11 protein-coding genes are annotated in these 14,247 nt (G+C 72.1%); 6 read left to right on the top strand and 5 right to left on the bottom strand.

Annotated features, from left to right (window positions below; translation table 11 throughout):
- Positions 1-283 precede the first annotated feature (283 nt).
- The 4 genes from ITJ67_RS09990 to ITJ67_RS09975 all read right to left on the bottom strand — a co-directional run bounded on the left by ITJ67_RS09990 (position 284) and on the right by ITJ67_RS09975 (position 5,349).
- Positions 284-1,864: an aldehyde dehydrogenase (NADP(+)) gene (locus ITJ67_RS09990; RefSeq protein WP_160075033.1), complete on the bottom strand. Its 1,581-nt coding sequence runs from the start codon at positions 1,862-1,864 to the stop codon at positions 284-286.
- Between the two features lie 251 nt (positions 1,865-2,115).
- Positions 2,116-3,501, bottom strand: coding sequence for a glucose-6-phosphate dehydrogenase (locus tag ITJ67_RS09985; protein ID WP_194677507.1), 1,386 nt, complete (start codon positions 3,499-3,501; stop codon positions 2,116-2,118).
- A 163-nt stretch (positions 3,502-3,664) separates the two neighbouring features.
- Positions 3,665-4,675, bottom strand: coding sequence for a DUF4166 domain-containing protein (locus ITJ67_RS09980; protein WP_194677506.1), 1,011 nt, complete (start codon positions 4,673-4,675; stop codon positions 3,665-3,667).
- Positions 4,675-5,349: a TetR/AcrR family transcriptional regulator gene (locus tag ITJ67_RS09975; protein ID WP_228502558.1), complete on the bottom strand. Its 675-nt coding sequence runs from the start codon at positions 5,347-5,349 to the stop codon at positions 4,675-4,677. The genes ITJ67_RS09980 and ITJ67_RS09975 overlap by 1 nt, the downstream gene beginning before the upstream one ends.
- Before the next feature lie 50 nt (positions 5,350-5,399).
- Between ITJ67_RS09975 and ITJ67_RS09970 the strand changes: the two genes are divergently transcribed.
- The 6 genes from ITJ67_RS09970 to ITJ67_RS09945 all read left to right on the top strand — a co-directional run bounded on the left by ITJ67_RS09970 (position 5,400) and on the right by ITJ67_RS09945 (position 13,563).
- Complete coding sequence (locus ITJ67_RS09970) at positions 5,400-6,413, top strand: epimerase (protein WP_194677504.1); 1,014 nt, start codon at positions 5,400-5,402, stop codon at positions 6,411-6,413.
- Between the two features lie 51 nt (positions 6,414-6,464).
- Entirely contained in the window at positions 6,465-7,379 is a 915-nt protein-coding gene (locus ITJ67_RS09965) for a WcbI family polysaccharide biosynthesis putative acetyltransferase (protein WP_194677503.1), read from the top strand.
- Positions 7,376-8,353 carry a hypothetical protein gene (locus ITJ67_RS09960; RefSeq protein ID WP_194677502.1) on the top strand — a complete coding sequence of 326 codons (978 nt, stop codon included), beginning with the start codon at positions 7,376-7,378 and terminating at the stop codon, positions 8,351-8,353. The genes ITJ67_RS09965 and ITJ67_RS09960 overlap by 4 nt, the downstream gene beginning before the upstream one ends.
- On the top strand, positions 8,350-9,759 hold the full coding sequence (locus ITJ67_RS09955) for a glycosyltransferase family 2 protein (RefSeq protein WP_323741441.1): 1,410 nt from the start codon (positions 8,350-8,352) through the stop codon (positions 9,757-9,759). The genes ITJ67_RS09960 and ITJ67_RS09955 overlap by 4 nt, the downstream gene beginning before the upstream one ends.
- A gap of 157 nt (positions 9,760-9,916) precedes the next feature.
- Positions 9,917-11,695 (top strand): ABC transporter transmembrane domain-containing protein, encoded by a 1,779-nt coding sequence (locus ITJ67_RS09950; protein ID WP_194677501.1) that lies wholly within the window; start codon positions 9,917-9,919, stop codon positions 11,693-11,695.
- A gap of 5 nt (positions 11,696-11,700) precedes the next feature.
- On the top strand, positions 11,701-13,563 hold the full coding sequence (locus ITJ67_RS09945) for an ABC transporter ATP-binding protein (RefSeq protein ID WP_228502598.1): 1,863 nt from the start codon (positions 11,701-11,703) through the stop codon (positions 13,561-13,563).
- Between the two features lie 4 nt (positions 13,564-13,567).
- Here the strand turns inward: ITJ67_RS09945 and ITJ67_RS09940 are convergent, their stop codons facing one another.
- Positions 13,568-14,038: a hemerythrin domain-containing protein gene (locus tag ITJ67_RS09940; protein ID WP_194677499.1), complete on the bottom strand. Its 471-nt coding sequence runs from the start codon at positions 14,036-14,038 to the stop codon at positions 13,568-13,570.
- Positions 14,039-14,247: the final 209 nt, after the last annotated feature.

Genomic DNA, 14,247 nt, shown 5'->3' with positions numbered 1-14,247 from the left:
GCCAGGGCAGCACTCAGCACACCGCTTGCTCAGCGATCCGGTGGACTGCACGGCACACCTGCGGAGTGCTCAGCAAGCCAGCGGCGCGCTCAGCGCACCTGATGACACGAGGAAGACCTCACCCCGGTTCGGGTGAGGTCTTCCTCGTGTCACGAGGCGGTCGATGGTCTCGGAACCGGTGTCAACGCAGGACTCCCGGTGGCAACCAGCTACCGGCGGCGACTCAGCACGACCGGTGGTGACTCAGCACGACCGGCGGCGACTCAGCACGACCGGCGGCGACTCAATACTGTGCGGGCAGCTGGATGCGTCCTTCGACCAGGCGAGGAACGCCCCACTCGTTGTCGTCGCGCAGCGCCTCCGGGAGTAGAGCGTCTGGCACGTCCTGGTAGGCGACGGGGCGCAGGAACCGTTCGATGGCGAGCGCCCCGACCGACGTCGAGCGCGCATCCGACGTCGCCGGGTACGGCCCGCCGTGCACCATCGAGTAGCCGACCTCGACGCCAGTGGGCCAGCCGTTGAAGAGGATGCGCCCCACCTTGCGCTCGAGCACGGGCAGGAGGGCTCGGGCTTCGTCGGCGTCGGCATCGGCCGCGAGGACCGTCGCCGTCAGCTGCCCCTCGAGCTGCTCCGCGAACTCGCGCAGCTGCTCGGTGCCGTCGTAGCGCAGGACGAGCCCGGCGGCGCCGAAGATCTCGCCCTCGAGCGCCTCGCCGAACGCCTCGACGGCATCGCTGAACACGATCGGCGCCGGAGCGTTCGCCGCTGTGTCGGCCTGCCCACGCGCGACGACCGTCGCACCGGAGGCCTCGCGTTCGGCGACCCCTTCGCGGTAGGCGTCGCCGATGCCGGACGTGAGCATGGTCTGACCGCTCGCCGCGGCGATGCGGATGCCCACCTCGGCGAGGAAGGCGTCTCCCGACTCACCGCTCGGCACGAGAACGACGCCGGGGTTGGTGCAGAACTGCCCGGAGCCCAGCGTGAGCGATCCGACGTAGTCGGCTGCGACCTTCGCGGGATCGGCGGCGAGTGCCGCCGACAGGACGAACACGGGGTTGACGCTGCTCATCTCGGCGTACACCGGAATCGGCTCCGCCCGCTGCTGGGCAACGCGCACGAGGGCGAGCCCACCGGAACGTGAGCCGGTGAAGCCCACCGCCTTGATGCGTGGGTCGGCGACGAGGCCCTGCCCGATGACCCGCCCGGAGCCGAACAGCTGCGAGAAGACGCCGCTCGGCAGGCCGGAGGCCTCGACGGCGCGCGCGATCGCGTGGCCGACAAGCGCCGCCGTGCCCAGGTGTCCGCTGTGCGCCTTCACCACGACGGGGCTGCCCGACGCGAGCGCGGAGGCCGTGTCGCCGCCTGCCGTCGAGAACGCGAGCGGGAAGTTGCTCGCTCCGAAGACGGCGACGGGGCCGAGCGGGATCTTCCGCTGGCGGATGTCGGCGCGCGGGAGGGGCGCCCTGTCTGGCAGCGCCTCATCGATGCGGGCCCCCTGCCAGCTGCCCTCGGCCACGACCTTGGCGAAGAGCCGGAGCTGGCCGGTCGTGCGCCCGACCTCACCGGTCAGGCGCGCGACAGGAAGCCCGGTCTCCTCGTGGGCGCGGGCGATGATCTCGTCCTTGTCGGCCTCGATCTCCGCCGCGATCCGCTCCAGGAAGGCCGCCCGGGCAGCCGGCGACGTCGAACGGTACTCGTCGAACGCCTCGTGCGCCGCCTGGACGGCGGCCTCGAGCTCCTCGCTTGTGTTGCTGCGGAAGGTCGGCGCGAGCACCGCCCCGTCCGCGGCGCGGCGAGCAACGAGCTCGTCGCCACCCCCGAGTTCGCTGCTTCCGGCGATGAGCGAATGTGGTGCCAGCGTCATTGCGTGCCTTTCTTCGTGCGTTGAAGTGAGCCTCGTGCTCTGGCGCGAGCCTCGTGCTGTGGTGTGAGCCTCGTGCTGTGGTGTGAGCCTCGTGCTGTGGTGAGTCCTCCTTCGAGGCTATGGCCGGCCACCGACAGTGGCGCTTCAGAATCTGCATGACCCGATGCCGATTCGACATGCACGCGGCACGTGCACTCCTCCTGGGGCGGGGCGGGGCGGGGCGAGGCGGAGCGGGTTCGGGCCTGAACCGCTCAGCGGCCGCCCTCGTCCCCGACTTTCCCCGCCGAGCCGGCCTCGTACTCCCCCAGGTCATCCGCGTCCCGATCCCACGCGTCGAGCACGGGACCCACGATGCGCCAGAGCTCCTCGGCAACGTCGCCGCGCACGGAGAGCAGCGTGCTGCCGCCGAGCATGCCGGCGATCACCCTCGCGTAGGGGTCAGCACTGTTGTCGTCGGCCGGGGCATCGAGCGGGATGCGCGTCGGCTCCGTGCCAGGATCGGCGGGTGTCAGGATGATCTCCTGCCGCGCTGCCCCGATGGCCTTCCCGGAGCGCAGGAGGAACGGGACGCCCCGCCACCTCGGAGTCTCGACCCGCAGCGTGATCTCCGCGAGCGTCTCGGTGCCGCGCTCGGGATCCACATCCTCCTCTTCGACGTACGCCGGGAGCTGCTTGCCGCCCACCTCACCCGCCGTGTAGCGCGCCCGGCGTGCCGAGACCGGTTCGTCGTCCCACACGCTCACGTTGCGGAGCACGGCGATCATGGCGTCGTCGAGCGTGCCGCCCGGCTCGCCGTCGTGCGCCCCCTCGCCGTCGTGCGCCCCCTCGCCATCGTGCGCCCCCTCGCGCCTGCCTTCCTGACCGCCCGGCCGCTCCATGGCCGTGAGCGCGAGCATGAGCATGAGGTGGCTCTGCAGCATGTCGCGCAGCGCGCCGGTCTCGTCGTAGAAGGCACCGCGCCCCTCGATGCCGAGCTCCTCCTCGAAGACGATCTCGACCCGCCCGAGGTCGCCGCCCTCGCTCGCCTCGAGGCGGGGGACGCCGCTCGCGTCGACGACCTCGCGTGAGCGCATCAGCTCGAGGGCGGCCGGCGTGCCCAGGAAGTGGTCGATGCGCCACAGCCGCTCATCGGGAACGACCTCGGCGAGTGCATCGTTGAGTTCCCGCGCATCGGCCTCGCTCTCGCCGAAGGGCTTCTCGATCGCGATCCGCAGCTCTCCCGGCAGCTCGAGCTCGGCAAGCGCCGCAGCGACCTTCTTGCCCATGGCTGGCGGCAGGGCGATGTAGAGCAGCGGCGCGGTCGGGCACGCATCGAGCAGCTCCCGCAACTCCTCGGGCGACGATGCGTCGGTCGCCACGAACTCGGACCTCGCCACGAGACCGTCGATGGTCGCGGCGGACACGCCGGCGGCCTTGAGGCTGCGACGAACCACGCCCCGCCACTCGTCGCGGGACTGCGGCGTGCGGGCAGCCCCGATGAGGTGCACCTCGATCTCCGGGCTCGCGTCGACGACCTTCGCGATGCCGGGCAGCAGCAGTCGCTCCGTTAGGTCGCCGCCCGCGCCGAGGATGGCGATCGTGCGCCTGATCGGGCCGCCGATGGCGATCTCCGGAATCTCGGGCGTCTCGGTGCTCATGTCCATGCGGCCTCGCAATGCTGGTCTCGGGATGCTGATCTCGGGATGCTGGTCTTGGGATGCTGGTCTTGGGATGCTGGTCTGGGAATGCTGCTCTCGGTGCGGCTCGCTCCGGCGCGAGACTACGCGCTCGTGCCCGGGAATCCTCCGGAGTCGCCCGACCTCACAGCGGCTCCGATTTCGGCACTGGCAGCGCCTCCGGCACCGGCTCCGGTTTCGGCACTGCCAGTGGCTCTGGCACCGGCTCCGGTTTCGGCAGTGGCTCCGGCTCCGGCACCGGGACTGACACCGGCACGATGCCGTACTCGAACTCGCCGAGGTAGCGGAATACATCTCCGAGCAGCGGCGCCCGCAGGCGCACGTCGACGCACTGGCGCCCGTCGCCGTCCGGATGCGCGCGCTCGTCGAGCGTCATGGTCACGATGCGCGGCAGCGGGATGCGCAGGTGCCGGATGGGTGACGCGGCGCCCGCCCCGCCCGCCCCGCGCACGCCGCGCACGCCGCGCACGCCGCGCACCCGGCGCACGTCGCGCACCCCGCACGTCGGCAGGCGCGGCACCCGGAGCCGGAGCGCGAGCCGCGTCGATCGCATCCGCAGACCGCCCTCATCGACGGACAGCTCGAGCTCGACCTCGAGCCCACGACGCCTTCCAAGCCGGTCGATGAGGCGCGGCCGCGTTCCCGGGCTGCGGATGACGCTCATCGTGTCCTCCATGACGCGGGTCACGTGGGAAAACTCGAACTCCCGTCGCGCGGAGAGCACCTCGGCCCCCTCCTGCCGGTTGACGACGGTGAATGGCACGTCGCGGCCGCGCTCGGGGAAGAGGATGCGGCGCCACGCGAGCCAGGCAAGCACCGGGCGCAGCAGCCGGTACCGGGAACCGGCCCAGGCGTAGACGCCTCGCCCGCGGCCCTCGTGCCCGGCCGGGATCGGCCCGAAGTAGCGCTGGAGCTGGGCGTCGAGGCGCACGAAGTCGTCACCGAGCACCAACTCGGAGACGGACAGCGACCGCGCAGCCCGCGCCCCCGCAGCCCGCGGCTCGGCGCCCGGCTCGACGCAGGCCCAGACGCCAGTGCGCCCGCCAGCACCGACGCCGGCCCCGGCCCCGGCCCCGGCGCCAGTCTCGACCCCGACCCCGGCCCCGCGCTCCGCCGCACCCTCTCCCCCGCCCATCAGGCCCTCACATCGGAGGCCAGCGCGAGGAGCTCGCGCAGTGGGGCCCGGACGACGGGGATCCGCGTGAGCGGCAGCGTCATGCGCAGCAGGTTGAGCGCGCGGTCCAGGATGCGGCTCGTGCGCTCGCGCCCAGGCGAGGAGTCGTAGACCCAGAGCAGCGCGAGCAGCAGGTGGCTCAGCACGAGCGCCTGTGGCAGGCCAGCCCTGAACTCGTCGGGAAGCGGCGACTTCGCCCCCTCGACGGCGCGTTCGAAGAGCCCCCGGATCACCGCAAGCGCCGGCGCCGACTCCTCGGAGAGCGGGTTGATTGGCGAGCGCGGCGACACCGAGGCCGCGAGGAACTCCGGGGCGTGCGAGTGGTAGGGCTCCAGCTGCTCGAGTCCGGTGCGGTAGACGACGGCGAGGCGATCGACGAGGTCGCGCACTCCGTCGAGCTGTGGTTCCGCTGCGGCGGCGTGCCCGAGTTGGACGTCGAGGTACAGCTCCTGCACGAGGTGGTTCTTGGTGGCGAAGTGGTAGTTGGTGGTACCGACCGACACCCCGGCCTCGTCGGCGATGCGCCGCACCGTCGTGGCGTCGTACCCGCGCTCGCGAAAGGACCGGAGTGCGATGTCGCGGATGAGGGCGCGGGTCCGCTCGCGCTTCGTGGGTGCCGCTCCCGGTTCGATCATCTCGCCACTCTTAGAACTGAACATGTTCAGAAAGTACTACACTCGGCCACATGGAACCGAAGAACCACGCCGAGCATTCCCACGCCACCAGCCGACGCCGCGTCGTCATCGCCGGGGCAAGCGGCTTCGTGGGCCGAGCCCTCGCCGCCGATTTCGAGCGCGACGGCTGGGAAGTCACGCGAATCGGCAGGCACGAGTCGGTGCGCTGGGACGACCCCGCGGCGATCCAGCGGGCCATCGACGGCTCAGAGGTGGTCATCAACCTCGCCGGCAAGTCCGTCAACTGCCGCTACACCGATGCCAACAGGAACGAGATCCTGCGCTCGCGGGTCGAGACGACGAGCGCACTGCGGTCCGCCGTCGAGACCGCGGCCGCTCCTCCGCGCGTCTGGTTCAACGCGTCGACGGCCACCATCTACCGTCACGCCACCGACCGACCGAACACGGAGTCGACCGGCGAACTGGGGCAGGGCTTCTCCGTCGACGTCGCCCGCAGCTGGGAGCGCGCGTTCTTTGAGGGCGAGCTGCCCGGCACTCGTCGGGTCGCGCTCCGCATGGCGATCGTGCTCGGCGACGGCCCCGCGGCGAGCAAGCTGTTCACGCTTGCGCGCATCGGCCTCGGCGGGCCCAACATCGACGGCTGGGCGCCGAACCACCGTCGCTACCGGGGCATCGGCAGCGCGCCGAGCGGCGACGGACGCGCCCCGCAGTACCGCACGCGAGGCCGCCAGAAGTTCAGCTGGGTGCACGTCGACGACGTCGTCGGTGCCGTCCGCTTCCTCCTCGACCGAGCGGAGCTCGACGGCGTCGTGAACGTGTCCAGCCCGAACCCGAGCGACAACCGCACCCTCATGGCGGGCATCCGCCGCGCCGTGCGGGCCCCCTTCGGCATGCCGTCCTGGCGGTGGATGCTCGAGCCCGCGATGGCCGTGCTGCGCACCGAGCCCGAGCTCATCCTGAAGAGCCGGTGGGTGCTGCCCGAGCGCCTCACGGAAGCCGGCTACCACTTTGTGCACCCCGAACTCAACCCCACGCTGCGGCAGGTCGCCCGGGAGCTAGGCTGAGCCGCACCCCACCCCCACCCACCTCGGCAGGTTCGGAGAACGCTCCCCTCGATGACGCACGCCACCGCACGCCTCGCGCACCTCGCGGAGTTCTTCGCACCCGAGAACGGCCCCGTTTCCGAGGACGACCGCCCCGTCGGGCTCGCCATCGGCAACTGCCAGGCAGAATCGCTCCGTCTCGCGCTCGGTGACGACGTCCGCTTCGTGCGCACGCCGCCGGTGCACGAGCTCGAGGCCACCGACCTCCCGTACCTCGAGGCCTGGCTCGGCCGCGCGAGCTTCCTCGTCTCCCAGCCCGTGCGCGACGACTACCGCGGGCTGCCCGTCGGCACTCGACAGCTCGCAGCACAGCTGCCAAGCGACGCGCGCGTGGCCCTGTTCCCCGTCATCCGGTTCGCTGGCCTCTACCCGTTCCAGGCGATCATCCGCCCACCGTCCGACACCTCGCTGGTGCCGCCCCTCGTGCCGTACCACGACCTCCGCATCCTGGCCGAGGCGGCGGGGGTGGATGCGCTCCCCGCGTCCGCCTCGCGGAACGCGATCGCCGCCGTCGCCGCCGAGTCGATCGCCCAGCTGCGCACCCGCGAGGAGCACCACGGCACCGTGACGGTCTCAGACCTCTTCCGGCGCCCCACGTTCGCGCAGGCGCGCACGATCAACCACCCCGGCAACCCCATCTGGCTCGAGACCGCGAGCCGCGTGCGCGATCGCCTCGGCCTCCCGGAGGTGGCCATCACCCTCGACCGCGAGATCCTGAACTCCATCCACGCACCCCGTGAGCAGTCGGTCATCGACGCGTGGGGTCTCGAGGACGACGCGACCGAGTCGTGGACCGTCGATGGCGAGGCCGTCGCGACCGACCGCATCCGCGATGCCCACCTCGACTGGTACCGAGAGCACCCAGACGCCGTCGCGGCGGGGCTCGCCAGGCACGGGGCGATGATGGAAGCGCTGAGGGCGGCGTGAGCACCACGCCCCTGCTCCTCCACCGCGACGACGAGACCCACGGCGTCGACCAGTACGCGCGCGCCGTCGCGACGGCCGTCGCGAAGCTCGACTCCGCCGTCACGTACCGCAGCGCCCACGGGCTGGACTCGTCGCAGCTCGCGCACGTCCACTTCACCGACCGCCTCTGGGGCAGCACACCCGAACGCGCCGCCGAGCGGTTCGAGCGCCTCGCCGCGCGAGGACCCGTGAGCGTCACCCTCCACGACGTTCCCCAGCCCTCCGACGGCGAACGCGGCTTCCCCCGCCGTACCGACAGCTACCGCAGGGTCGTGGAGGCCGCGGCCGGCACCGTCTGCAACAGCGCCCACGAGCAGCGGCTCCTCGAGCTCGCCCTCGGCAGACGCGTGGAGGTGCACGTCGTGCCGCTTCCGGCTCAGCCCCCGCAGCCCCGCCCCGCCGACTGGCGGCCGAGCGACGAGATCGCAGTGCTCGGCTTCTACTACCCGGGCAAGGGGCACCTCGAGGTCGTCGAGGCGGTCGCCAGCATTCCGGCTTCCGATCGTCCGCGCGTCGTGGCCCTCGGCTGCGCGTCCGCCGGGCACGAGCAGGAGCTCGTCGACCTCGGCAGGTACGCGGCCGAGCTGGGCGTCAAGTTCACGAGCACCGGGTTCCTCTCGCCAGAGGATCGACTCGCGCGCAGCCGCGCCGTCGCCGTGCCGATCATCGCGCACCAGCACGTATCGGCCTCCGGCTCCCTCACCGACTGGCTGTCCGCAGGCCGCAGGCCGCTCACGGTCGACTCCGACTACTTCCGCGAGATGGACACCATCCGCCCGAAGACCATGCGCCTCGTGCGGGATGGCCAGCTCGCCGAGGCGCTGCGAGGTGCGCTCCGCGAGCCCGAGTCGACGTGGCTCGACGAGGCCACGTCGACCTCCCCGAGCATCGAGGAGATCGCCCGCGCCTATCTCAGCTGGTGGGCGGCGCTGTGAGCGCGAGCTCCTCCGAGCTGCCCCCGTTCGGCCGCCCGGTCCCCGGCAACCGCTGGGACCTCGCCCTCGCTGACACGGACAGTGGCGGTGGCGGTGGCGCACGTGCCGAGGACCCCGCACCGCGAAGCGTCTCGGTCATCGTCGTGCACTTCGAGCAGCAGGCGGAGCTCGACCGAACCCTCGCCGCCCTCTCGCGGCAGACACATCCGACCGAGCTGCTCGAGGTCATCGTCGTCGACGACGGATCGCGAGAGGCGCCACGCGTGCCAGCGGGGGTGCGCCTCCTCATCCAAGAGGACCTCGGCTTCCGGGCCGGTGCCGCGAGGAACCTCGGCGCGAGCGCCGCTACAGGCGACGTGCTGTGCTTCCTCGACGCCGACACCGCACCGGAGCCCGAGTACGTGTCGCGGATGGCGGCGCTGCCGTCCCTCCTCCCGGAGGCGGTTGTCGCGGGCCACCGCAAGCACGCGGACTTCGCCGACGTGGACGCCGATGCTGCGGTCGAGGCGGCCGGCCCCGTGCATGAGCTCGAGGAACCCGCCTGGCTCGCCGACGCCTACCGTGATTCGCGCAGGCTGCTCGATGCCGACGACCGCTCCTACCGGTTCGTCATCGGCGCGGTCTTCTCCTGCACCCGCTGGTTCTTCGACCAGACGGGTGGCTTCGACGAGGACTTCCTCGGCTACGGCGGCGAAGACTGGGAGTGGGCCCACCGAGCCTGGCTCGCCGGGGCGGTGCTCGCCTACGAGCCGGCCGCCGTGGCCTGGCACGACGGCCCGGACTGGGCTGGCAGGACCGCCGCCGACGCTGACAGCCAGGTGCACAAGAACGCCGAGACCCTGCTGCTGTCGCGGAAGATCGGCGTCGACGGCTCTCGACCCCGCGCACTCCGCGCGGCGGCCCCCGACGTCATCGCCGTACTGGCCGCTGCGCCGAGCGCGGGTGCCGCCTTCGTCTGCGTGGACAGCCTCCTCGAGCACCTCCCCCACGCGAGCGTCGTCGTCCCAGACGAGCACCACCGGCTCTTCGGTGCGGATACGAGAGTGGTCCCGGCCTCGCACGCGCTCCCCCGCGGGCGAGTCCGCATCGAGATCGACGCCGCCGTGAGCTTCGGTCGGCCGGTGGCACCGACACGCGAGGTCACCGCCCCGCCGCCCGGCCGAGCAGCCCCGCCAGAGGCAAGTGCCCTCCAGCGTGCGGTGTCCGAGGTCGGCATCTCCGATCTCGGAACAGTACGCCTCAACGAGCACGTCGTCGTGAGGTCGGAACGCGCGCTCCGCCGCGCGGAACGCTGGGGCGCGGCCGCGGCGTGGCGCACCGAGCAGAGGCCCGACCCGGCGGTCCGGGTCCTGCCCCGCGATGTCAGCGTCGCCGCCCACCTCGGCGGGTGGCTCTCCCTCGACTGAATGCGGCACACGTGAATGCCGCACCCGTGATCGCCCCACAGGAGCGGAATTCTCGAAACTAGGGAAAAATAGCAAGGTCGCCCTGACCGGAGGCGTCTCGCGGCTCAGTTCCCGCGCATCCGAAGCACGTTGATCGCACCCAGCAGGAGGCCGCCGCGTGGCAGCAGCGCAGACGACCGGGCCAAGGCGCCTCATCGTGCAGACCGCGATGAGCGTGAAGCGCTGGCTCGCCCCGGCGACCGCCCTCTTCGTCTCGCACCAGCTCTGCGAGGTGGCGGTGCCGGTCGTGGTGGGCCTCGTCATCGACCGAGGCATCGTCGACCGAGACGTGCCCCAGCTCGCGGTGTGGGTCGCGGTGCTCGTCGCCGTCTTCGTGTTGCTGGCCTGGTCGTACCGGACCGGCGTCTACTTCCTCGTGAACGGCATCCAGCGAGCACACCACGAGCTGCGGATGCGGGTGAGCGAGCGGAGCCTCGACCCACGCGGCTTCGGCGACCGGCAGCGCCCCACGGGTGAGCTGCTCGGCGTCGGCGGGTCCGACGTGCAGCGGGTCGCATTCGGCGGTCTCCTCTTCGTGCACCCCGTCGCCGAGCTCGCCGCCGTCATCGCCGCGGGCGCCGTGCTCATCAGCATCGCCTGGCCGCTCGGGGTCGCCGTGATCATCGGCGGCCCCCTCTTCCTTCTGCTGCTCGACCGCTTCGGCAGGCACCTGCGCGCGCGGGCCGAAGACCAGCAGCGGCTCACCGCCGACTCCGCGTCGCTCGCCGCCAACGCCATCGCGGGGTTCCGCACCCTCACAGCGCTCGGGGCGACGGGGCGCGCCGCCCGCAGCTACGCGGAAGCGAGCCAGCGGGCGCGCGTCGCGGCGATCGCCACGAGGAGGGCCGAGGCGTGGTTCGTGGGCGTCTCGAGCACCGCGACGGGGATCTTCGTCGTCGCGATCGGCCTCATCGCCGCGGCCCTCGCCGCCCAGGGAAGCATCACGGTCGGGCAGCTGATCACCGTCGTCGGCGTCGTCCAGGTCGTCATGGGCCCGATGGAAGCGCTCGCCGTCAACGTGGGCGCCGTGTGGGCGCGAGCCGGCGCCTCCGCGAAGCGCGTGCTCTCCCTGCTCCAGGCCCCCTATGCGCGGGAGCCGCGCGGAGGCGCAGGACCAGCCGTCGACCCGAATGCGGAGACCTCAGGCGGCGCGTCGGCCCGCGAATGCCCGATCCCAGCGCTCGCGGTCCCTGTGGGCCCGACCCCGGCACTCGCTGTCTCCGGTCTCACCGGCGAGCACCTCCGCGAGGTGAGCTTCACGGTCGAGCGGGGCGAGATCATCGGCGTCGTCGCCGACGCCCACGACGCCGCCGAGCTCGTCGGACTGCTCGGCGGGCGCATCCACCCGCCCCTCGGCACCATCACGGTCGACGGGCTCCCGCTCGCGGAAGTCGATGCCGACCGCCTCCACGAGCTCGTGACCGCGGCGCCCCACGCCGCCCACACCGTTCCGGGCACCGTCGCGGCGAACGTCGTCGGCGTGACCGGCGTCGCCGGCGCGCGACGATCGCCCGACGACGCGCTCGCGGCCGCCGCGTTCGAGGACGTGCTCGAGCAGCTGCCGAACGGCATCCGCACCCCACTCGGCGGTGCGGGGCGCACCCTCTCCGGCGGCCAGCGCCAGCGGCTCGCCCTCGCCAGGGCCCTCGCCGCCCCGGCCCCCGTCCTCGTGCTGCACGAGCCGACCGGATCCATCGACGCCGTCACCGAGCAGCACATCGGCGAGCGGATGCGCACGGCCACGGCCCAGCGCGCGACCGTCGTGGTCTGCTCCAACCCGCAGCTCCTCGTCAGGGCTGACCGCGTGCTCGTGCTCCGCGACGGCAGCATCACCGCAGAGGGAACCCACGAAGAGCTGATGTCGACGGACCTCCACTACGCGGAGGCGGTCGCGTGACCGGCATGCACTCGTCGGCCAAGCCCACGACGCTGCCGATCGCGAGCGGCAAGCGCGCAGCCAGGCTCGCCTGGCATCTGCTCACCCTTCGCCCGTGGATGCTCGTGCTCTCGATCGCCCTGCTCGGGGCCGCCGCGGGCGCAGCGCTGCTCGTGCCCACGGGGCTGGGGCGTCTCGTTGACGCCGTCACGGGCGTCGACCACAGCCTCCTCGACGTCGCGCTCCTGCTCATCGCCGGGATCGCGGGTAGCGCGGCCCTCGGCGCCTTCGGCTCGATGGCGCTCGCCGCGGTCCTGGAGACGGCGCTCGCCCGCCTCCGCGAGGACTTCGTCTCCGCCGCGCTCTCCCTGCCGCCGGTCCTCGTCGACGAGATCGCCGACGGCGAGCTCGTCTCCCGGGCCACCGACGACGTCGACACCGTCGGCGAGGTGACCACGGGCGCCGTGCCTGCCGTCGTCTCGGCGGGGCTCGCGGTCATCGCGACGGGCATCGGCCTCGCCGTCCTCAACCCCCTGTTCCTGCTCGCCATGCTCACCGTCGTGCCCGTGCATGCCTTCGCGCTGTGGCGCTACCTGCGGAAGGCGCCACGCCTCTACGCCGCCGAGCGGGTCGCCGTCGCGGCGCGCTCCCGCGAGATGGTCTCCGCCATCCAGGCCCTCCCGACCGTGCACGCCTTCGGGTGGGGCAAGGCCATCACCGAGCGCATCCGCACGCGCTCCTGGAACGTGCTGCGCTGGTCGCTGCGCACCCGCATCGTGCAGAGCCGCTTCGGGTTCCGCATGAACATGGCTGAGGCCGTCGGCCTGGCATCGGTTCTCCTCGTCGGCGCCTGGCTCGCCTTCAGCGGTTCGGCGACGATCGGTGAGGTCACGACCGCGGCGCTCCTCTTCCAAGCCCTCTTCGGGCCCTTCATCGCACTGCTCATGCTCGTCGACGACCTGCAGTCGGCGGGCGCCTCGCTCGCGCGCGTCGCGGGCGTCATCCAGCTCGCTCCTGCACCGGCCGGGCTCTCCGCGCCCGCCTCCGCGGCAGGGGCAGCGATCGCCGCCGCCGTCGCCGGGGAGCCAGCCACCCCTGACATGGAGCTGCGCGGTGTCGTCGCCGCGTACCCCGGCCGCCCGGCGGTCCTCTGGATCGACGAGCTGCGCATCCCGGCAGGCCAGCGCGTCGCGATCGTCGGCTCGTCCGGCGCAGGCAAGAGCACCCTTGCACGCGTGCTCATGGGGCTCCTCGATGTGCGCGAAGGGCGTGTCGACGTCGCCGGGCTCGACCCGGCAGTCATGGAGGAGAACGAGCGGGCGCGACGGGTCGTGATGGTGAGCCAGGACGTGCACGTCTTCTCGGGAACCCTCCGCCACAACCTCCTCATGGCCCGCGAGAACGCAAGTGACGCGGAGCTGCACGAAGCCCTCGAATCGGTCGCGGGGCAACGATGGCGGCACACGTTCACCGACGGCCTCGAGACGCTCATCGGCGAGGGCAACGCCGAGCTCACGGCCACGGATGCGCACCGCCTCGCCCTCGCTCGTGCGCTCGTGACCCGCGCCCCCATCGTCATCCTCGACGAGGCGACGGCCGACGCCGACACGACCGACGCACGCGCCCTCGAGGCCGCGGCACGGCGAGCCCTCGCGGGGCGGACGGTCGTCACCGTCGCCCACCACCTGACGCAGGCGAGCAGCGCCGAACGGGTGCTCGTCATGGAGCACGGTCGCATCGTGGAGGACGGAACGCACGACGAGCTGCTCGATTCCGAGGGCCCCTACCGCGAACTGTGGGCCGCCTGGTCGTCGCACCGATCCCGAGCGCCCCTCGAGCATCGGGCTGAGCCCAGCAGCACGACCGACACCGAGAGGCACCGCGACTGACGCGCTACAGGGGCCCAAGCACGGCAGAGGGATCGGCGTCGAACGCCAGCGTCTCGAGCACCTCGAGCAGCTGCCGCTCCTCATAGCGGAAGTGCGACTCCATGATCGCGGCGATGCCCTCGAGGTGGCGGTCGAGCACACGGGGCGGCGCACCCGCGTCCACGGACGACTGCAGCCCCGAGAGGAGGTGCGCGATCATCGAATGATCCTGCTGCAGGTACCGCAACGTGTCACGCAGCTCGGGATGCGCCGCCGCGATCGCCGGGAACAGCTCGCGGTCCTCGCCACGGTGGTGCCCATCGAGCGCCGAGCAGAAACCGTGGCAGTACAGCAGCAGGTCTCGCGCCGCCGGCTCTGCCGGATCACCGCTCTCGACCGCTTCTCTGGTGACTCGCAGAGCGGTACGCAGACGCGCGTGCACGGCCCTCAGCTCGCTGCTCCAGGCAATGAGCCTGGCTTTCTCGTTCGCACTCATCAGTTTCGCCCTCAGTCACACGAGGGCGAAGGGGGTGACGACATCATCGCCGTTCTCCTTCGATTCGGCGCCTCCATGCCTGACACGAACTGCCAGCGGCACGCAACGCTGCGAACAGGATAGCGAAGAGGAAGGGGATCCGCGCCTGGCCGAAACTCCCACCCCACGTCGTGCTCGATCCCCTCAGCTCAGCCCAGCTGCCAGGCCCG

The sequence above is a fragment of the Pseudoclavibacter sp. VKM Ac-2867 genome (assembly GCF_015351275.1).
Lineage (GTDB): Bacteria > Actinomycetota > Actinomycetes > Actinomycetales > Microbacteriaceae > Pseudoclavibacter.
The sequence above is the reverse complement of the archived record's forward strand: the minus strand, read 5'-3'. Positions and strand labels throughout refer to the sequence as shown.

Excerpts from the sequence above, each read along its gene's own strand:
- ITJ67_RS09985 (WP_194677507.1), bottom strand. The coding sequence starts at position 3,501 with ATGAGCACCGAGACGCCCGAGATTCCGGAGATCGCCATCGGCGGCCCG.
- ITJ67_RS09965 (WP_194677503.1), top strand. The coding sequence starts at position 6,465 with ATGACGCACGCCACCGCACGCCTCGCGCACCTCGCGGAGTTCTTCGCA.
- ITJ67_RS09940 (WP_194677499.1), bottom strand. The coding sequence starts at position 14,038 with ATGAGTGCGAACGAGAAAGCCAGGCTCATTGCCTGGAGCAGCGAGCTG.
- ITJ67_RS09945 (WP_228502598.1), top strand. The coding sequence starts at position 11,701 with ATGCACTCGTCGGCCAAGCCCACGACGCTGCCGATCGCGAGCGGCAAG.
- ITJ67_RS09990 (WP_160075033.1), bottom strand. The coding sequence starts at position 1,864 with ATGACGCTGGCACCACATTCGCTCATCGCCGGAAGCAGCGAACTCGGG.
- ITJ67_RS09975 (WP_228502558.1), bottom strand. The coding sequence starts at position 5,349 with ATGATCGAACCGGGAGCGGCACCCACGAAGCGCGAGCGGACCCGCGCC.
- ITJ67_RS09980 (WP_194677506.1), bottom strand. The coding sequence starts at position 4,675 with ATGGGCGGGGGAGAGGGTGCGGCGGAGCGCGGGGCCGGGGTCGGGGTC.
- ITJ67_RS09970 (WP_194677504.1), top strand. The coding sequence starts at position 5,400 with ATGGAACCGAAGAACCACGCCGAGCATTCCCACGCCACCAGCCGACGC.